The 20404-nt window shown below is 65.1% G+C and carries 13 protein-coding genes and 1 tRNA gene; 7 read left to right on the top strand and 7 right to left on the bottom strand.

Annotated features, from left to right (window positions below):
- Positions 1-72 precede the first annotated feature (72 nt).
- From TX79_RS17935 to TX79_RS17920, 4 genes are all read left to right on the top strand, one after another.
- Positions 73-576, top strand: coding sequence for a YfcE family phosphodiesterase (locus TX79_RS17935; RefSeq protein WP_049929017.1), 504 nt, complete (start codon positions 73-75; stop codon positions 574-576).
- 418 nt (positions 577-994) lie between these two features.
- Positions 995-1558, top strand: a complete 564-nt coding sequence (locus TX79_RS17930) for a KH domain-containing protein (RefSeq protein ID WP_049929015.1) — start codon at positions 995-997, stop codon at positions 1556-1558.
- A gap of 233 nt (positions 1559-1791) precedes the next feature.
- Positions 1792-3450, top strand: a complete 1659-nt coding sequence (thsA, locus tag TX79_RS17925) for a thermosome subunit alpha (protein WP_049929014.1) — start codon at positions 1792-1794, stop codon at positions 3448-3450.
- A 595-nt stretch (positions 3451-4045) separates the two neighbouring features.
- Positions 4046-5041, top strand: a complete 996-nt coding sequence (locus TX79_RS17920) for an ornithine cyclodeaminase family protein (RefSeq protein WP_049929013.1) — start codon at positions 4046-4048, stop codon at positions 5039-5041.
- 23 nt (positions 5042-5064) lie between these two features.
- On the opposite strand, the gene TX79_RS17915 is transcribed toward TX79_RS17920, so the two are convergent.
- Positions 5065-5850 (bottom strand): YqjF family protein, encoded by a 786-nt coding sequence (locus TX79_RS17915; protein ID WP_049929012.1) that lies wholly within the window; start codon positions 5848-5850, stop codon positions 5065-5067.
- A gap of 187 nt (positions 5851-6037) precedes the next feature.
- Between TX79_RS17915 and TX79_RS17910 the strand changes: the two genes are divergently transcribed.
- Positions 6038-6961 (top strand): transcription initiation factor IIB, encoded by a 924-nt coding sequence (locus TX79_RS17910; protein ID WP_049929011.1) that lies wholly within the window; start codon positions 6038-6040, stop codon positions 6959-6961.
- Positions 6962-7120: 159 nt separating this feature from the next.
- Here TX79_RS17910 and TX79_RS17905 read toward each other — a convergent pair whose 3' ends face one another.
- From TX79_RS17905 to TX79_RS17895, 3 genes are all read right to left on the bottom strand, one after another.
- On the bottom strand, positions 7121-11149 hold the full coding sequence (locus tag TX79_RS17905) for an LAGLIDADG family homing endonuclease (protein ID WP_049929010.1): 4029 nt from the start codon (positions 11147-11149) through the stop codon (positions 7121-7123).
- A gap of 380 nt (positions 11150-11529) precedes the next feature.
- Positions 11530-13140, bottom strand: a complete 1611-nt coding sequence (locus TX79_RS17900; protein WP_230198615.1) for an HTTM domain-containing protein — start codon at positions 13138-13140, stop codon at positions 11530-11532.
- A 375-nt stretch (positions 13141-13515) separates the two neighbouring features.
- Positions 13516-13588: transfer RNA gene (locus TX79_RS17895), tRNA-Pro, on the bottom strand.
- Between the two features lie 82 nt (positions 13589-13670).
- Between TX79_RS17895 and TX79_RS17890 the strand changes: the two genes are divergently transcribed.
- The gene (locus TX79_RS17890) at positions 13671-13928 is read left to right on the top strand and encodes a pro-sigmaK processing inhibitor BofA family protein (protein WP_049929265.1); all 258 of its coding nucleotides are present in this window, start codon (positions 13671-13673) and stop codon (positions 13926-13928) included.
- A 7-nt stretch (positions 13929-13935) separates the two neighbouring features.
- Here the strand turns inward: TX79_RS17890 and TX79_RS17885 are convergent, their stop codons facing one another.
- Positions 13936-14613 (bottom strand): MBL fold metallo-hydrolase, encoded by a 678-nt coding sequence (locus TX79_RS17885; RefSeq protein WP_049929008.1) that lies wholly within the window; start codon positions 14611-14613, stop codon positions 13936-13938.
- A 122-nt stretch (positions 14614-14735) separates the two neighbouring features.
- Positions 14736-16802 carry a DEAD/DEAH box helicase gene (locus TX79_RS17880; protein WP_049929007.1) on the bottom strand — a complete coding sequence of 689 codons (2067 nt, stop codon included), beginning with the start codon at positions 16800-16802 and terminating at the stop codon, positions 14736-14738.
- A 162-nt stretch (positions 16803-16964) separates the two neighbouring features.
- On the opposite strand from TX79_RS17880, the gene TX79_RS17875 reads away from it, so the two are divergent.
- Positions 16965-19373, top strand: coding sequence for a methyl-accepting chemotaxis protein (locus TX79_RS17875; RefSeq protein WP_049929006.1), 2409 nt, complete (start codon positions 16965-16967; stop codon positions 19371-19373).
- 86 nt (positions 19374-19459) lie between these two features.
- On the opposite strand, the gene TX79_RS17870 is transcribed toward TX79_RS17875, so the two are convergent.
- Entirely contained in the window at positions 19460-20284 is an 825-nt protein-coding gene (locus tag TX79_RS17870) for a hypothetical protein (RefSeq protein WP_049929005.1), read from the bottom strand.
- Between the last annotated feature and the right edge of the window lie 120 nt (positions 20285-20404).

Here is a 20404-nt window from a genome sequence, read left to right as displayed (position 1 = left end):
GATCGGCTCGGGCCGACCGGAAACCTGTCGGCCTCCCGAACGCATTTGGTGCTCGCAGTCGCCCCATCGCGTATGAACATCGGGATCGTCTCCGACACGCACGACAACGTCGACGCCATCGAACGCGCCGTCGAGATCTTCGAGGAGGAAGGGGTCGAGGTCGTCGTCCACTGCGGCGATTTCGTCGCCCCCTTGATGATCGACTACTTCGGCGACTTCGAACTCCACGGCGTCCTCGGGAACAACGACGGCGACGTCGCGAACCTCCAGGCGGCCTTCGACGCGTTGGGCGGCGAGAGCGAACTTCACGGCCGCTTCGCCAGTCTCGAGTTCGACGGCCTCTCCTTCGCCGTCCTCCACGGCGAGCACGAGGAGGAGGTCGAGGCTATCGCCGCCGGCGAGACCTACGACTTCGTCTGCTACGGCCACCACCACCAGCGCGAACTCGCAGAGGAGGGTCGGACGACGGTGATCAACCCCGGTGCCCACGTCCTCGCGCGCTCCGACGACGACCGCACCGTCGCCATCGTCGATACGCTATCGGAATCCGTGCGATTCCGATCCGTACTCGAGTGATTCGTCCGATGTTGGTGGATTTCGAGGGTGAAGTTGCCTTTTGGCGGCGACGAACACCACGAAAGCCCCTGGCGCTATCCGGTCGGTGGACTCGTTGCGCGCTTCGAGGCTCGCTGCGCTCGCCTCTCCAGTGCTTACGTCGTCCGTCTTCCCGGATAGCGCCAGCCCCTTTCATTCCCACCCGTGTCGGCTGGTCGGTCTGGCCACCGCGGGGTGGGAATGAAAGGGGCTGCCGACGTCGACGAGCGAGACGACGCAAGCAACGAACGAAGTGAGGGGCGCAGCGAGTCGCAGCCGTCGACGTCGGCAGGGGCTTTCGTGGTGTTCTCGAGCGGATACGGTCTTGAGCAGAGAGGACAGTTTGCAGCGACGACTAGCGGACCAAGGCCTTAACCTGACGCAGCCAGTATCGTTGGGTATGCAGCACGTGAAGATTCCGCAGGACCGTATTGGCGTTCTCATCGGCGAGGGTGGCGAGACGATGCGCGAGATCGAGGCCGAGGCAGAGGTCCGACTCGACATCGATTCCGAGAACGGCTCCGTCGCCGTCGAGACCGTCGGCGATCCCGTGCGCGGGCTCAAGGGGCCGGAGATCGTCCGTGCGATCGGTCGGGGGTTCCCGCCGGAGGCCGCTCTGCGCCTGCTCGAGGACGATATGATGCTGTTCGACGTCGTCGACATCGACGCCGCCTCGCGCAACAAGAACGACATGAAGCGCAAGAAGGGACGGCTCATCGGCGAGGGCGGCCGCACGCGCGAACTCATGGAGGAACTCACCGGCGCGGACGTCGTCATCTACGGCTCGACGCTCGGCATCATCGGCACGCCCGAACAGGTCGACGCGGTTCGCAGCGCCGCCGAGATGTTGCTGGACGGTGCGCCACACGGCGCGGTCTACTCGTTCTTGGAGGAGCGCCACAACGAGATGAAACACCAGGGCCTGCAGTACCACCGCTTCCCTGGCTCCTCGGAATCGAGCTGAGGGACGTAGATCGCGACGGCTCCCCTCCCTCGCTCGTCCCCATCTGCCGGTACACGCCGGGCGTTCGCGTCCGTTCTCGCCACGTGGCGCTCCAGAAAGAATATAAATATCGGTGCCCCCGCTGTCGAAAAACCACCGTACAGCGCCTCTCTGAGCGAGGTAGTATCGCCGACTCTCGAAACACTTATATAGAATCACAATCAATCCCTCTGGTGACTATGGCACAACAGCAGATGGGCAACCAGCCCCTTATCGTTCTCTCGGAGGACAGCCAGCGAACCTCCGGTAAGGACGCCCAGTCGATGAACATTCAGGCCGGGAAAGCCGTCGCCGAGTCGGTACGGACGACCCTCGGGCCGAAGGGCATGGACAAGATGCTCGTCGACTCGACGGGCAACGTCGTCGTCACGAACGACGGCGTCACCCTGCTGTCGGAGATGGACATCGACCACCCGGCGGCCGACATGATCGTCGAAGTCGCCGAGACTCAGGAGGACGAGGTCGGCGACGGCACCACCTCCGCCGTCGTCGTCGCCGGTGAACTCCTCAGCCAGGCCGAGGAGCTCCTCGAGCAGGACATCCACGCGACCACCCTCGCACAGGGGTACCGCGAGGCCGCCGAGGAAGCCACCGAGGCGCTCGAGGAGATCGCCATCGACGTCGACGCCGACGACGACGAGATCCTCCACCAGATCGCCGCCACGGCGATGACCGGCAAGGGTGCCGAGAGCGCCCGCGACCTGCTCGCCGACCTCGTCGTCGAAGCCGTCCAGGCCGTTGCCGACGAGGACGGCGTCGACACGGACAACATCAGCGTCGAGAAGGTCGTCGGCGGCTCCATCGAGAACTCCGAGCTCGTCGAGGGCGTCATCGTCGACAAGGAGCGCGTCTCCGAGAACATGCCCTACTTCGCCGAGGACGCCTCGGTCGCGATCATCGACGGCGACCTCGAGATCAAGGAGACCGAGATCGACGCCGAGGTCAACGTCACCGACCCCGAGCAGCTCGAGCAGTTCCTCGAGCAGGAAGAACAACAGCTCAAGGAGATGGCCGAGGGCATCGCCGAGGCCGGTGCCGACGTCGTCTTCGTCGACGGCGGCATCGACGACATGGCCCAGCACTACCTCGCCCAGGAGGGCATCATCGCCGTCCGCCGCGTCAAATCCAGCGACCAGACCCAGCTGGCCCGCGCGACCGGTGCCACGCCCGTCACGAGCGTCGAGGACCTGACCGAGGACGATCTGGGCTTCGCCGGCTCCGTCGCCCAGAAGGAGATCGCCGGCGACCAGCGCATCTTCGTCGAGGACGTCGACGAGGCCAAGTCCGTCACCCTCATCCTGCGGGGCGGCACCGAACACGTCATCGACGAGGTCGACCGCGCCATCGAGGACTCCCTCGGTGTCGTGCGGACGACCATCGAGGACGGCAAGGTCGTCGCCGGCGGCGGCGCGCCCGAGGTCGAACTCTCGCTCGCGCTCCGTGACTACGCCGACTCCGTCGGCGGCCGCGAGCAGCTCGCCGTCGAGGCGTTCGCCGACGCCCTCGAGGTCATCCCGCGCACGCTGGCCGAGAACGCGGGGCTGGATCCCATCGACTCCCTCGTGGAGCTTCGTGCCGACCACGACGGCGGCAACGAGGCCGCCGGCCTGGACGCCTTCACCGGCGACACCATCGACATGGGCGAAGAGGGCGTCTACGAGCCCCTCCGCGTGAAGACCCAGGCCATCGAGTCCGCCACCGAAGCCGCCGTCATGCTGCTGCGCATCGACGACGTCATCGCCGCCGGCGACCTCGCCGTCGAGGACGACGACGATGACGAGGACATGCCCGCCGGCGGCGGTATGGGCGGCGGCATGGGCGGCATGGGCGGCGGCATGGGCGGCATGATGTAGGCGAGGTTCGGAACGAGCGAAGCGAGTGAGAACCTCGTGAGACGAGCGGGGAGCGAACGCGACCCGCGAGCCAGAACTAAATTTTGCTCTGCGGGCCGCCACGGGCGGCCCTCGGCAAAATTTAGTATAAAAGCCTCCTCCCTCCGTTCGCTCGAGCGCGACTCCGTCGCGCTCTCCGCTCACATCGGTCGTCGGCCCGCGAGCGCCAAACGGCGCTCGCGGTGAACGGCGTCGTTCGGGTTCTCCGAACCGCTCACTCGCCGACGAAAGGCCCGTCGAACGGCCTACAACTGCAAGAGGAGGCTTCGCCTATCACCGCTCGAGCCGTCGTTTCCCTCGAGTCGGCCCAGCTTCTGTATCTCCCGTTTCGGATTCGTCGTAGCTCCACGCTTCGTCCCACCCGCGCTCCCGTCTCCACGCACCACCTCGTCCGTTCTCCACACCATCCGCTCTCGAGTGCGTACCTCGAGAAGGATTCCAGCGGTTGACTCGGTAGTCCGACTCCCGCTCGAGCGAGTCGAACAGCGACAGGGAGTCGTCCGTACAGCGTCGCGATTCAGGACCAATTAAGTAGCTTCCCGCAATATTCGCCAGCATGCACACGCTTCTTCTGGACGACGAGGACGTCGACGAGTACGCCGTTCTCGCGGACGTCATCGACGCCGTCGAGGAGGCCTTCGGCGCGTTCGAACGCGGAGACACCCAGATGCCGGTCAAATCCTACATCGAGTTGCCCCAGTACAACGGGGACTTCCGCTCGATGCCCGCCTACCTCGATACGGGCGAGTGGGACGCCGCGGGGCTAAAGTGGGTCAACGTCCACCCCGATAACCCCGCCGAGTACGACCTGCCGACCGTCCTCGGGACGATGATCTACTCCGATCCCGAGACCGCCTTCCCGCTCGCGATCATGGACGGGACGACGCTGACGATGAAACGAACCGGGGCGGCGGCCGCGGTGGCGACCGACTACCTCGCGGTCGAGGACGCCACCTCGATGGGACTGGTCGGGGCCGGCGTCCAGTCGTACACCCAACTCGAGGCGATCAGCGAGGTCCGCCCGATCGAGGAGGTCGTCGTCGCCGATCAGGACGACGAACGCCTCGAGGCGTTCGTCGACGCCTACGACGACGAGTTCGACGTCCGCGGCGGGTCCATCTCGGAGGCCGGCCACTGCGACGTGCTCTCGACGGTGACGCCGGTCAGAGAGCCGATCGTCGGCCGCGACGACGTCGCCGACCACACGCACGTCAACGCCATCGGTGCCGACGCGAAAGGCAAACACGAACTGACGGACGCCCTGCTCGAGGCGGCGACGATCGTCATCGACGACCACGACCAGTGTACCCACTCCGGCGAGATCAACGTCCCCTACCACGAGGGACGGCTCACCGACGAGGACATCTACGGCGAGATCGGCGAACTCGTCGTCGGCAGCCTCTCCGGACGGACCGACGACACCGGCATCACGGTCTTCGACTCGACGGGACTGGCGATCCAGGACGTCGCCGCGGCCCACGTGGTCTACGACCGGGCCCGCGAGAACGACGACGGGTACGCGTTCGACCTCGTCGGCGTGGGCGACGCGTAGCCGAATCGTCCCCCTGGTGGGGCTCAGACGCGACGCGGTATCGACCCCGTCATCGGCAACTCGCTGCAATAGTGGACGACCGGATCGTCCACCGGTGACGGCAGCCCGTTGACCTCGAGCATGGTGTTTTCGTAGATCGTCACGTCGGCCGGCTGGAGCGGCCACGGTTCGTGAGCGATCTCGCCCGCCAGGACGTGGCCGTCTCCGGGCGCGTAGAAGCGTCGCCGCTCGACCAGCCAGTGAGCGAGCGAGTCCGGGTCGGGCCGGAACGTCTCGCCGACAGGTTCGTAGGTCGCCTCGAACCGGGCCTGCGGACCGGCCCCCGATCGGCGTTCGTCGTCCGCGGATCGGGAGAACGGCTGTAGCGGCCGGTCGCACGAGAAGGCGACGTGATCCTCGAGCGCGCTGACCCGAATGCTGGCAGGGGAAACGGGCAGTCGCGTCGCGCGTGCGATCATCGTCGCGAACAGGCGGCGTCCGAGGTCGATACTGAAGAAATAGAGGCCGGGATCGCCCCGATACCGGACGTAGGTCCGGACGTTAAGTTCGGGGACCGCCAGTCGGGTGAACGACGGCGACCCCCGAATGCCGACGTCCACGAGGACGAACGGCACCACGCTCACCCACGCCCTACCCTCGCGCGTCTCGAGCGTCAGTTCCGGCGGGACGCGTGACGCGAGCGCGTCAGCATCGACCGGCCAGTGGACGAACAGTCCGTGTCGCCACGTCATCGACGCGGGGTGGGGCGCAGTCGGCGACGATCCGCCGCGAAATCGCCACCGATACGGATCGGAACGGGATCGAGTCATCGAGCGGGTCTCGCCGCAGTCGTACGTCGAGTGGGGGGATAAAACGGCCCACCAACTATCGGATCCGATGGTGAAATCGCGGGTCGATCACTCCGAAATCCAGCGGAGACCGACGCTACACATTAGTTACTTTTCCAACAGTTTAAATACAATAGCGAGTGAAGAGACAATCGAGAAGTAATTACCAATGGCAGAGAAGGGCTCGTCCGCAATCTGTCCCGAATGCAACGGCAACCTTCGCCAGGAAGGAACCGAAACGGTCTGTGAGGAGTGTGGGCTCGTTGCAGGCGAAACCGAGATCGATCACGGACCCGAGTGGCGATCGTTCGACGACGAGGGCGACACCGACCGTCGGCGGACCGGCGCGCCGCTGACGCGGTCCCGACACGATCGAGGACTCTCGACCGAGATCGGGTACGGGACCGACTCCAACGCGAACTACGACGTCCGAATGACCGGACGGAAGCGTCGACGGATCGCGAGACTCCGCCGCGAACACAACCGGAGCCGTATCGCCTCGAAAGCCGAGAGCAACCAAGTGTACGGGTTCACGGAAATCGGGCGCATCACGACGGCGCTGTCACTTCCCGAGTCGCTGGCCGAACGGGCGTGTGCCCTGTTCGACTCCGCCCAGTCGGAGGACCTCCTCCCGGGGCGCTCGATCGAGGGGTTCGCCGCCGCCACCGTGTACGCGACCTGTCGCACGAGTTCGAACCCACGAACCATCGGGGAGATCACGCACGTGGCCCGGGCCGACGAGAACGAACTCAAGGCGGCCTACGACGCCCTGAATCGGGAACTCGGGCTGCCGACGGGACCGATCGACCCCGGCCAGTACCTGCCCCGGTACGCCTCGAACCTCGAGGTCGGCCCCGACGTCGAACGCCGCGCCCGCGAACACGTCGAGCGCCTCCACGAGACGAACTCGATCGGCGGCCACAACCCGAGCGGCGTCGCCGCGGCCTGTCTCTACTACGCCGCCGGCGAACGCGAAGAGTGGCCGACGGTCACGCAGGCAGCGGCGGCCGAGATCGCAGACGTCGCCCCGGTGACGATCCGCTCGACGGTCACCACGCTGCGCGAACTCGAGACCAGCGGGTCGACGTCCTGACGGCGCTCCGAGCGAGTGAGAACGCCGCTATCCGCGCTCTACGACCGGGTCGTACTGCAACCGAGCGAGACACCCGCCGAATCGAATCCGAGAACCACTCACGATCGGGAACGGGGTAATAGCGGGGGTGTGTTGCCGGTCAACACGCTCGTCGACTCGTTACGTCGTCCGCAGGTGGTCGGTACTCGGCTCGTAGACCTCGCCTTTCTGCTTGAGTTTGTCGATCTCGTGTTCGGCCTTGGACTGGTCCATGCCGACCTCTTCGGCCCGCTCCAAGACGATGTCGACCGGCGCGCCGTCGTCGTACTCCTCCTCGATGTCCTGAATGAGGCCCTTGAGGTTCTTGATTCGGTCGCGCTGGGATTTGGAGGTGCCGGCCTCGACGATGTCGGCGTCGAACTCGCCGGTCTCGGGATCGACCCCGATGTCCTGCAGGCAGGACCGGACGATCTCGACGGATCGCTCGGCGTCGCGTTGCTCCACCGTGTCCGAGAGCCGAACGCGGGCGCTGGCCTCGGCGAGTCGAACCAGCGCCTCGAGCTTTCGTGCAGTGACCGGAACGGCGGCGTCCTCGTCGGTCCCTCGGGACCGAAGATCGACGTAGAAGTCCCGAATCGTCTCCCGGGCCTCCTCGGTCATCCGCGGGTGGCAGTTCTGCTTCGCGTAGGCGATGTACTTCCGCAGGAGTTCGGCGTCGATCTCGGGATCGACCTGTTCGGTCATCTCCTCGATCTCGCCCTGTTCGACCTCGAGGGAGGTCATCTGCTCGCGCTGTGTGGTCAGCTCCCCCGCGTAGTTGGTCGTAAGGATGTGCTCGGCGAGGTTCTTGTCCTTCTCCTCGTCGGGCTGGTCGGTGACCGTGAAGATGAGGTCGAACCGCGAGATGAGGGCGGGCTCTAAGTCGATCTGCTCGCCGATGGGTTCGTACTGGTCGAACCGGCCGTACTTGGGGTTGGCCGCCCCCAGCAGCGAGCAGCGGGACTTCAGGGTGGCGTTGATGCCCGCTTTGGAGACCGAGATTTTCTGCTGCTCTAAGGCCTCGTGCATGGCGGAGCGGTCCTCGGAGTTGTGAACGACCATGCCGTTGGCGATGAAGTTGTGGGTCCCCTCAACCGTTAGGTCATACACTCGGGGCTGGTTTCGCCGTTCGATCATCTCGAGAAGGTTCGAGATTCGACGGCGTTTCTCGTCGAGTAATTTCTCGCAGACGGATCGAACGGTATCGAAGTTTTCGACGTCGACAGCTCCGGAGAACCATCGCGAGACGGTCGATGCTGCGACATCCATCTCCGAAGCAATCTGCTGGAACGAGATGCCGTATGCCTCGAGCCGACCCCGGAGTTCATCCCACGTTTCGGCTGGTTCGTCATCTTCGAGCAGGGAACGTGCCTGTTTTCGAACCGAATCGACGTTTCCTGTACCGATTTCATCGGCGAGGCGTTGTTCGAGAACCCGAACTCGAGTGTCGTTGTGATCTCGCGAATCGATTTGTCGAACAGTTTCTACCCGCCGCCACTTCACGTCGCTCTCGATCAGTTCTCGAAGTGGGCTGAGATCGACCGATGCCGGTGTCTCGAGGATTTCGCGAAGTCGGTGGCGAACCCGTTCTCGGAGGTCGGCATCGCCTCCCCAGCAAGCCGAGAGTTGCTGCTGGGAAATCGACATCTCTGCGGCTACTTCCCGTTGCGAGATGTGGTACCGTTCACGGAGTTCGGAGAGACGGTCCCAGGACGCCTCTGTTGCAAGTTCGTCGTGATGTTCACTTGCCTCTGCTTTTCGATCCTCGAACCGTTCGAGGATCGTTTTGGAAAGACGAAGTGACGCGTTTGCATCCTCGTTTTCGAGGTTGCAGTACGTTGCATCACTCTCGAGACCGCACTCGGATTGGTGTAGACGGAGCGCTCCACGAGCTTGTTCGAGCAACCCACCACATTCTGGGAGTACATCTACGATGGTCCTGGTTCCCGTCGTCCGTTCACAGGCGCGTTCTAACGAACGCTGTTTCCGGTCGAGAGTGAATCTGATGTGTCGCTTGAACGCTTCGAGCGAGTGATCGGACGTAATCGCGAGCACGTACAGATCGCGCCCTTCATTCCGAGTTCGTGTTTGTATCTGACTCGAGATCCCGAACTCGAGTAATAACATTTTCGTCCCGAGCAGCAACTCGTAGCTCGAAGAAGAGATTCTAACCGCGCGCTCGCCGACAGTCCCCTCCGAATCTGCGAGAGCACGAACGAATGCAGCCTTCGTTTTTCGGGATGCATCAGTCACTTCCTCCGGAAGCCGTTTTCCGTCGTAGTTCTCGAGATTCGTCCCAGACTCGAGAAGTTCATCGACATACTCTTTCCCGTGTACGCGGACCGTTCCAACGCCGTCGTCTCGTTGTTCGCTCGGATGGCGAACCGGTTGTGTATCGAACGCGTCGACACATGCCCTTTCAAAGTCGGCCAACAATTCTTCTTCTTTGTTCGTAAAGCGGAACCCGTAGCAGCCCTCGTCGCGTTCGTAGAAGACGTTCCCATCACCGGCGATGTATCCCAAAATTGCCCCGTGTGAAGGGGTCAACTGTCGGGGTTCTGGTTCTGTATCGTACGAGGGCATTACGCTGACTCCACCATCCGTCACTTCTGATGGGATGTTCTTGGGAACGAATACCCAGTCGCCTTCGTGCAGTTCCTGTGCTTGGCGTTCGTCCCGCTTTCCGCCGTCCAAGACGAAGAATGGATGGTCGGCTGTCGTCGTTAACTGTTCTCCGCTCTCTAACGTGACCTCGTGGAGTTCGTCGGGGGAATCATACTCGTGAATCGCTTGAACGTCACGCTTGACGATGGTTCCGTCTTCGGCCATCGTCCAGACTTCCATATCGACGTCTCGAATCGTTCGTCCGTTTTCGAGTTCTTCGACCGAACCATCTCGTATCGCGCTGTGTGCGAGCTCACGAATTGGTATGATTCCATTACCGGTATGGACTAATGTGTTCCCAGTGACACACCGCATCTTGTCGAGTTCGTCGACCGCAGCGATACCCTGATCCGCGAGAACTAAAGCACCGGCTTCGAGCGTCCACTGCTGTCCATCACCGAAATCATCCCTCACAGCCGCAGCAGTGAGGCCCGCCGACGACGAGCCCTTACCGGAGGTATATACCGACCTAGGTGCAATATTTTGAATATACCCTAGCATCTGACTCTTTCCGGTACCCGGGTCCCCGATCAGGAGCATGTGCAGGTCGCCGCGGATGCGCGACCCGTCGGGGAGTTGCTTCGTCACGCCCGAGAACAGCTGGAGGATCATCGCGAGCTTCTCCTGCTCGTAGCCGTAGATCGAGGGCGCGATGGAGGCGACCATCCGCTCGTAGACGTCGTCCTGATTCGAGATCTCGACGATCTGTTGTTTGTCCTCGTCGGTGATGTCCATGTCCTCGAACTCCTCTTCCTCGATCTGGACGGACATCCCCTCCATGTAGAAGTCGAAGACCGGCGATTTGTCCTGGCCGTCGCCCTGCTGCTCGAGTCGCAACACGCCCGTCGCGGAGACGTGGTCGCCCGGCGTCACCTCGCCAGTAATGTCGTCCTCGACGTGGACGTCCAGCGACTGGGGCGTCTCGCCGCCCCGCAGTCCTTCGGGGCTCTCCTGGATGCGCAGTTTCTGGGAGTCGACGAACTCCGACTGGTCGAAGTTCACGCGGAAGGGACCCTGTCGTTCACAGCCCTGGCACTCGTGGGGTTCCTGGAAGTCGCCGCTGGACTGGGGAACGCGGGTGAGCGTGCCACAGAGTTGACACTCGAAGGCGGCCTCCTCGATCTTCGGGCGGACGTCGGTGGCCTTGCGGACGATGCCCCGGACCTGGACCAGCGTGTTCATGTCGCGGGCGCGGATCTCACGGATCTCCGGGGAGTCGGTATCGGGGAGGTTGTAGACCCGGACGTGGGCCTGTCCGAGGCTGACGTCGATCGGGAGGTCGTACAGCCGGAGCGCTTCCTCGGCGTACTGTTGCAGTTGCTCGGGCTGGTTCAGGAAGTCGTCCGCGAGGTCGGGATCGTAGCGATAGAGGTCCTGCCAGTCGACGCTCAGTGAGCGCTGTTCGTTCGGGTACCGCTGGGCGAGCTGTTTGATCTCGTTGTCGTAGTAGTTGCGGAAGAACTGCTCGAACGAGTCGACGAGTTCAGCGTTACCCGCTTGCGCCATTGCACCCTTCTACGGGAGCCATCGGGTATAAATGGTCGCAAAGCACGGCGAAACTGATCGCGGACAACGTACACAGACTGCCAGAACTGAACGGATCGGTCCGGGCCACGTCGAACCGACCGTTCGACGATCGTCCCCGCCGACCGGCGGGAACGAACACGCCGTATCCTGTATCCCTGTATCCGGCCGCCGTTTGCACGACAGCCGTCGTCGATCACGTGGCCACGACGGAGGTTTACACGCCTTCGCTTATAAAATAGCGGGCCGAAGACGCTCGCAGTCGGGCAGGTTCAGGAGTCGACGGCCCGCGGGACGGACGCGTCGTCGAACCGCGCTAGTCCGCCTGGCTCGCGGATTCGATCTAGAACAGTTCGAGTCCCTCAGCAGGACCACTCGAGCGGGACGTAGGAGTTGGGTTCCGCCTCGGACTCGCCGTCGATCGGCTGTTGCTGGACGAACCGGTGGACCGTGATCTCCTCGACGGCCGCGTCGTGCGTTTCGGCCGCCTGCTCGCAGGCCCACTCGCCGTAGCTTCGGGCGATGATACCGGTTTCGTCGCCCGTACCGGAGTCCCGGACGGACTCGAGGAACTTCCGCTCGCGGAAACTCTCGTACTCCTGGGCGGCGTCGGGCGGTCGATCGAACGTGAGTTCGCCGCCGTCGAAGGCGTCGACGCTCGCGCCGTTCGTCAGTTCGGCCTCGAACACGAACCAGCCGTAGGAGTCGCTGGGATCGGGTGCGTACAGCCCCCACCGCTGTTCGTCCAGGTGGGGAGAGTCCATCGCGTCCGGCACGTCGTACTCCGAGGCGTGGGCCGCGCCGAACAGCAACATCCAGGCGACGACGAGGACGCCGGCGACCGTCAACAACGAGCGGCCGTAGGTCGGCACGAACGACGCGAGCGACTCGTAGCCGCGTTCCCGGAGCGAGGCGAGCACGCGGTGCTCGAGCGGCGGCCGCTCGAGTGGCCCCAGCCACGACCGCTTCGGTCGCCACTGGGTCAGCCGATTCGGGGCGACTCGCTCGAGGGCGTCCCAGAACGGCCGCTGGATGAACGGCAACAGCGAGGCGGCGAGCACGAACGGGAACAGCCCCACGGACATCGAGAGGGCCATCCCCGCGAACGCCCCGAGATAAGCCCCGACGGCCAGCGCGCGCAACCAGCCACGCGTTCCGAGCAGGAACACCACCGATCCCGAGAGGAGGATCACCCAGCCCCAGGTGAGCGCCTCGAGGAGCATCGGGTACTCCGCCAGGTGATTCCCCAGCAGGATCGTCATCTCGTCGTCGGTCAGTGCGATCCCCAGCGCCTCGCCGCTGTACCAGGTCTCGCCCTGGTGTTTCAGGACCGCGTTCTGGGTGAAGACGACGACTGGCTGGAGGAGGACGGCGGCGGTAACGGTCCCGACGACGGTCGTGCGGGCGGTACCCCGGCGGAGCGCGTCGACCGACCACCGCTCCCCGAGCGGCGTCAACAGCGCGACGAACAGGACGACGCGAAGCAGTCGGTCCGCGCCGTTGAGCATCGCGGGGTTGCGGGCGTGCAGCGAAAACAGCAATACGAACGAGATCGCCCCGACGATGCGCGTGCGATAGCCGAGGATCAACGCGACCGCGAACGCGCCGGCGACGACGAACAGGAGTTGCTGGAACCACAGCTCGCCCGACCAGGCGTGGATCGAGAGGCCGGTAAACCGGGAGTACGTCGCCTCGTAGGCCGCCAGCGGGTACGCGCCGGCGTCCGTGTAGTACGTCTCGAGCGAACCCGCGCGGTGGAGCAGATCCGCGAGGATGATCGTCCCGAGCGCGATCCGCATCGCCGCCAGGGCGCGCGTGTCGACCTCGAGGCGGGCGCGAACGCCGCGGCGAACCGGCTCGAGGTGGGTCCACAGTCGCTGTGGCATTTCGGCGAGCCAGTCGGGGTTCCGTCGCTGATCGGTGGCCATGGCTGTCGGGGTCCCCGCGGCGACGGCGACCGATTGACGACGCATCGATCCGCACGGGCACCGATGCCGCGGTTCTGGAGGGCGGGTCGGTACATCGTGGCCACGGTGTCAGTATAAGTCTTGTGTCCTGATACGTTGCTGTGCCGGTCGGTCGCGGATCGGCCCAAGAAGTCCTCGAACGGATCGGTTCTCGAGTCGTTCGGGTACGACCGATCGTCAGTGAACTCGAGGGGAGAGGCCGCTACGGATCAGTCGCGAGCACGGAGTCGTCGCTCCCGGAGGCGAACACGAGGAGAAAGGGATCGCGCGGATTTGAACTACGGCCGAGAACCTGCTCACGCCGTTCGCAGAACCTCGGTCTCATTCAAATCCGCGCTCTTTCCAATTGCTGCTGCTCACGGATTGTTCGCAGCAGCAATATGGGATCGCGCGGATTTGAACCGCGGTCACGGGCACCCAAGGCCCGAAGTATACCAAGCTAACCCACGATCCCGTACCCGACCTTCGGGGCGGATCTCATAAAGGGTTTCGTTCCGGTCCGAACGGTTTTGTTCTCCCTCGAGGTAGGGTCGGCTATGGTTACAGGACTCGAGATCCTGCTGTTGGTCCTCGTGCTCGTCGCCGTCCTGGGTGCCTCCACGCTCATCCAGACGGTCAGGCCCTTCATCGTCAACGCCGCGGTCGGCTTGCTGGTGTTGTTCGTCGTCCAGGCGTTGTTCAACCTCTCGATCGCCGTCACGCCGGTCGCCATCGCCATCGTCGCGCTCGGCGGCGTTCCGGGGGCGGTGCTGGTGTTGCTCCTGTCGATGTTCGGCGTCGGGTTCGTCCCGTAACTGTCGCCTAGTCGGCCGCGTTCTCCCGACAAATCCGATCGAGGGCGGTCGTCCCCTGCTGGACGAATCCGCCGTGGTAACACAGGGTGCGCTCGAACTCGAGCGTCGACAGGGCCTCGATCGACTCGACGGCCCGCTGCTCGTCGCGCGGCCAGCGGGGGCCGTCGAGGTCCCCCTCGGGGGCGTGGAGCGCATCGCCGGACACGAGGAAGTCCGCGTCCTCGAAGTACAGCGAGACGTGTCCGGGCGCGTGACCAGGGGTGAAGAACACGTCCATCGGCCCGGCGGCGGTCTCGAAGGTCGTCCCCTCGGGAATCTCCACGTGGACCGGCGCGGCCGGGTAGCGTTCCTGATCGTCGTCGATCTTCACCGGATGCTTGCGACCGTCGACGTACGGCGCACAATCGGGATGGGCGAAGACGACGGGGTCGGCGCGGTCTATCACCGCAGCCAGCCCGCCGGCGTGGTCGACGTCTTGATGCGTGAGCACGACGCCCCAGACGTCGTCCCAGTCGAAGCCCGCCTCCGTCAGGTGCTCCTCGAGCTGGTCGGCGATCCCCGGACAGCCGGCATCGAGCAGGAGCAGCCCTCGATCGGTTTCCACCGCCGCCGGGTGCAGGACGATGTCTTGGTCCTCGGGTTCGAGCGTTACCGGAAGCTGGTAGACGTGGTCGATACGTGTCATCCGGCCCCTCAATTCAAATGACACCCCGATAACTGTTTTGCCGGTGTGGGTCGCCGTCCCTCGGTGACCGTCTCGAGTTCCGAAACCCCGTGCTCGAGTGCCGATACAGGCACCGACGCCGATTACAGGTCGGCGTCCCGAAGTTCGATGTCCGCGACGAGGTCGTAGGGGTGGGCGTCCTTCCGGATGCCGTCCAGGAGGGTAAAGGCCTCGCCGGGGTCGAGGAAGTGTTCCGTCACCACGCGACCCAGCGGCGTGGGTTCGAAGCCGTCGATGAACTCGTACTCGAGCAGTTTGCCGACGGCGTGTTTCGTGGGAACGTCGCCGATCATGCGGTCGTTGAGCGCCTTCGCGGCCTTGCCGCCGACGGTGACGTTCGCCAGGGTCTCCTCGACGGCCGCCGACTCGTCGTAGTGAGTCATCACCGACTCCATCTCGCCCTTGAGCAGTTTGAAGGCGACTTCGTCCTCGGTGGCCTCCATCGAGTTGTGGTAGGCGCAGTCGGGTTCGACGAGGACGTACACCGTCCCCTTGTCGTGGTAGTCGGGTCGACCCGCGCGGCCGAGCATCTGGTGGAACTCCTGGACGGAGAGCCACTCGATGCCCATCGCCAGCGAGTCGAAGACGACCTGCGAAGCCGGGAAGTCGACCCCGGCGGCCAGCGCCGCGGTCGTCACGACGGCCGCCAGATCCTGGTTGCCGAACTGGCGCTCGACGTTCTTCCGGCGCTTGTAGTCGAGGCCGGCGTGATAGGGTGCGGAGGAGTACTCGAGCTTTCGGGAAATCTCGTGACAGCGTCGCCGTGAGTTGGTGAAGATGATCGTCTGGCCGCGATAGCCCTTCGAGGACTCGGTGTCGAACTCGCGTTTGACGAGTTTGTTCTCGATGCGCATCTTTTCGCGGCCGTCGGCGAACGTGACGTGGCGTTCGATCGGCACCGGCCGTTCCTCGAACTCGATGAGTGTCGACTCGAGGGCCTCGGCCAGGTGCTCGGGGTTGCCGACGGTCGCCGAGAGGTAGATCCACTGCGCACCCTGGTAGTCCTCCCGGCGCTTCGCGCGTTGTTCACAGGTGTACTTGAGCCGCGAGATCAGGCCGTCGAGGCGGTGGCCGCGCTCCTCCTCTTTCAGCGTGTGGACCTCGTCGATGACGACGGTCCCGATGTCGCCCATCTCCTTGCCGGTCCGCAGGGCGTGATCGATCCCCTCGTAGGTGCCGACGATGACGTCGGCGTTGGGGTCGAACCGGTTGCCGTCGTCGTTGATGCGGCTCGCGCCGACGCGGATCGAGACGTCCACGAGGTGGCCGTACTCGTCCTGGAAGTCCTCGTACTTCTGGTTGGCCAGCGCGACGAGGGGCACGAGAAACAGCATCTTCCCCTTGCCGTTTAAGACGCGGTTGATGCCAGCCATCTCCCCTACGAGGGTCTTCCCGGTCGCCGTGGCGGAGACGACCATCTGGTCGTCCCCGTCGAACAGGCCGTTCTCCACCGCGAGGCTCTGGACCGGCAGCAGCGACTCGAAACGGTCCTCGAGCAGCCCCTGTAACCCGGGGTGCAGGTTCAGCGAGTCGACGGGGACGGGATCGATCTCGTCGGTCGTCGCCGAGATGGTATCGAACTTCGTCAGGTCGGGATCGAGCCGTCCCTTGAGCAGGTTGACGATCCGCTGGAGGTCCTGCACCTCGAGCATCAGTTCCTCCAGCCGTTCCTTCGCGGCACCGGTCACCTCGCCGGCACCCGAGTACGAGAGTTGCCGCTCGAGTTCCTGTCGGGCACAGTCCTTGCAGATCCAGTCCTCGTCGTCTTTGACCGCGGTATCGGTCGTAATCGGCGAGTACCGACCCGCGGAGGCGCAGTAGCGACAGGTCCGGACCGTCTTCGCTTTGTCCTCGAGCTGGTAGCCCGCGAGCATCCCCCGCAGTTCCGCCCGCGCCTCGGGGGAGGTCTGCTCGGAGATGCGGATCCGCTTCGCTCGTCGGGCGAGTTCGACGAACTCGTCGGGCTGGCGGGGCTCCTCGCTCGAGCCCTGTTTCAGGCGGAACTTCGCGGGCCGAGGGCCGGCCGACGTCTCCGAGAGGACGAGTCGCGCCCGGAACAGCCGCTTGCCGTCACGCTGGACGACGACGAGGTAGTCGCCGCCCGTCTCGTGACAGAAGATCGTTTCGACGTCCTGGACCTGCTTCGACACGAGACGGGATAGATCGGTCGCGTACTTGAGCGATTCGGACTGCGCTCCGGACGACCGGCGAGAGTGTGGGTACGCATACCATCGTACCGATTGGGTTCGATACGTAGGGATACGGAACCCTCTTACCAACATACATGAGACGGCTGGCGAATTCTCGACGCGATGGGGTTGAATCCGTGGGAGTTCGTTCCGATCGTTCGCCGTCGCTACGCGCTTCGGTTTCTCGTTGCACTCGCCGTCGTCGTGGTGCTCGTGGGGGCCTTCGGCGGGAGCATCTACGCGCACGCCGGAGCGGAACTCCAGTCAGACGTCGAATCGCAACTCGTCTCCGACGCCCAGAAGGACGCGAACCGGCTCGATACCTGGTTCGACTCGACGGAGCGGTACTTCGAGTCGCTCCCCCGGTCGACCGCGTTTCGGAACGACGATCACCTCGTCGTCGCCGACGCGTTACACCGCACGACGGACCGGGCGTCGTTCGCGGGGGCCTACTACGTGAACTACGAAACCGGGGCGGTCGACGCCGACGCCGGCACGGACGGGATCCTCGAGGAGGGCCGGCTGACTGACGCCGTCGACGATCGGCTCGCGACCGCCATCGACGAACCGTCCACGGTCACGTTCTCAGACCCGTTCGAGACGGCCGACGGCCGGCCCGCGATGCTCGTGGTCAGCGAGGTCCCCGGCGACTCCGAGCACGCGGTGGTCGGCCTCGTCGACCTCGAGTCGCTGTCGCGATACATGATCGGCACCGACGCCACCGACGACGTCGTCGTGGTCGACGACGGCGGAACGGTCGTTCTCGCCGGCAACCACTCGCTGTTGCTCGGGGACGACGCGCTCGATCCGGCGGCGTTCGAGAACGTCACCGGGACGACGTCGATCGACGCGAGCGCCGCCGAGAGCGACGACGACACCGTCGTCGGCTACGCCTCGCTCGAGACCGACGACCAGGACTGGACGCTGACCGGCCGCGTGCCGGCGTCGGAGGCGTACTCGCTGCAGTCGGCCATCTCGAACCGGATCCTCGCGATGATCGGCGTCGTCTTCGCCAGCATGCTGTTGCTCGGCGTGACCGTCGGCCGGAACACCGCGGGCTCGCTCCGGCACCTCTCCGAGCGGGCGGCCGCCATCGAGGACGGGAATCTCGAGACACCGGTCGAGTCCGACCGCAGCGACGAACTCGGCGATCTCCACCGTTCGATCGACCGGATGCGCCGCTCGCTGCGCGACCGCCTCGAGGAGGCCGAAACGGCTCGCGCCGAAGCCGAGCGGGAGCGCGAACGGGCCGAACAAGCCCGCGAGGAAGCCGAGCGGGCCCGCGCCGAGTCGGAAGCGTTCTCCCGGCACCTCGAGGAGACGGCCGACGCCTACGGCGAGACGATGCGGGCCTGTGCGGACGGCGACCTGACGCGCCGGCTCGAGCCGGACGACGAGAGCGAGGCGATGGCGACGATCGCGGCCGAGTTCAACGCGATGATCGACGACATCGAGGAGACGGTCGCGGCGACCCGAGCGTTCGCCGAGGCGGTCGACGAGGCGGCCGACGCTACGGCCGACGACGTCGTCGAGGTGCGCTCGGCGTCGGAACAGGTGGCGTCGTCGGTCCAGCAGATCGCCGCCGGGGCCGACCGCCAGAGCGAGCAGCTGTCGACGATCAACGGCCAGCTCGACGACCTCTCGACGACGACCGAGGAGATCGCGACGACTGCCTCCGAAGTCGCGACGCTCGCCGAGCGAACGGCCGAGACCAGTTCGACCGCCCGCGAGTCGGCCTCGAACGCCATCGAGGGGATGAACGCCATCGAGGACGAGGCCGACGCCGCGGTCGACGAGGTCGATCAGCTCGAGGCGGAACTCGAGGCCATCGACGACCTGCTCGCGTTCATCCGGAAGATCACGAACGAGACGAACATGCTCGCGCTGAACGCGAACATCGAGGCCGCGCGCGAGAGCGGCTCCGGGTCCGGGTCGGGCTTCGCCGCCGTCGCCGAGGAGGTCAAATCGCTCTCCGAGGACACCAAAGAGGCCGCAGACGACATCGAAGAACGCCTCGAGCGGGTGAACGAACAGGCCGAGCAGGTCGCCGCCGTCGTCCGCGAGACGGACGCGCGGATCGCGGCACACCGCAGCGAGGTCGAGGACGCGATCAGGTCGCTCGAGGAGATCTCCGAGTTCACCGCGGAGACCAACGTCGGCATCCAGGAGATTTCGTCGGCGACCCAGCAGCAGGCGGCCGCGACCCAACAGATCGTCGCGATGACCGACGACGTGACGGCGATCAGCGAGGAGACCGCCGCCGAGGCGGAGACGGCCGCGACGGCCGCCGAGGAACAGGCGTCGTCGATCCGCGACGTCTCGAGCGCGGCGACGGCGCTCTCGGAGCAGGCGCGGGAGCTCGCCGGGGCCGTGTCGGCCTTCGAGGTGTCGACCGATCTCGAGTCCGCCACCGAGACCGACCGCGAGGATCCGGTCGTGCTCGCTGGCGAGAACGGAACGGAAACGGACGAAAAGCGAGACGCGGATTCGACAGCCGGCGACGACTCGGAGTCGTTCGACCGGGGCGAGTGATCCCCTCGAGTTCGCGCCGAATCGCCGCCCCTCGAGCGCGTGAAACCGAGGGATTCGCCCCGTGATTCCTCGAGCAGGCGGACGCTTCAGACGAGTCCCAGGATGAACGCGAGTCCCATCCCGACGAGCGCGACGGCGGTGATCGTCGGCAGGTAGGGCGTGAGTCGCTCGACGCGTCCGCGGTAGCGCTCGTACCCCGCGATCAACAGCAGCGTCGGGACGACGATGGCGACGACGACCGCAAGCGAGTAGATCAGCATCAACTCGAGGCAAAAGTCGGTGCCGACGCAGATCGCGAGGATCTGGATCGGTTCCTCGTGGGCGAACCCGAGCAACAGGGCCGTCGTCCCCAGGGCCACCAGCCCGCGTTCGGCGTGTTCTTCGCGCAGGTGCTGGTGGCCACCGCCGCCCGGAAGGTGACGGCGAAGCCGTGCCAGCAGGCCGTCGTGGCCGTGATCGTGAGCGCGTTCGGAGTGGGCACCGTGGTCGTGCCCGTGAGTGTGCCCGTGGTCCACCCGGTCGTGATCGTGGCCGTGCGCTCGCTCGTCGTGATCCGCGTGATCGTCGCCGTGGTGGTGGCTCCCGTGTTCGTGGTGCTCGTCGATTCCGTGTCCGTGGCCGCCGTAGCGGTACTCGTGGAGGCCGAGCAGGATCAGGATCGTCCCGGCGACGTACCGCAGCCAGGGGCCTTCGGCGAACGCGGCGAACGTGTTGAACCCGAAGTACGCCAGCACGAGTACGACGCTGCTGATCAGGTGGCCGACGCCGAGGATCACCGCGGCGAGGAAGCCGTAGAACAGGCGTCGCCGCTTGTTCAGCGCGTAGGTCGCGGCGATCGGCCAGCCGTGGTCGGGCAGGACGCCGTGGACGAACCCGATCACGATCACTCCCAGGACGACGCCGACTTCCATACGTGTCGTCCACTACCGGGACGATAAACCGGTTGTTATGACCGGTCTCGGGACGGCGTAATACTGCTGCCAAGCTTTGGTAAGACCCGTTCGGAGAATGCTAGCCGAGCCGGCAGGGTC

Source organism: Halopiger goleimassiliensis (genome assembly GCF_000455345.1).
Lineage (GTDB): Archaea > Halobacteriota > Halobacteria > Halobacteriales > Natrialbaceae > Halopiger_A > Halopiger_A goleimassiliensis.
This window is presented reverse-complemented; position numbering and strand designations above follow the sequence as displayed.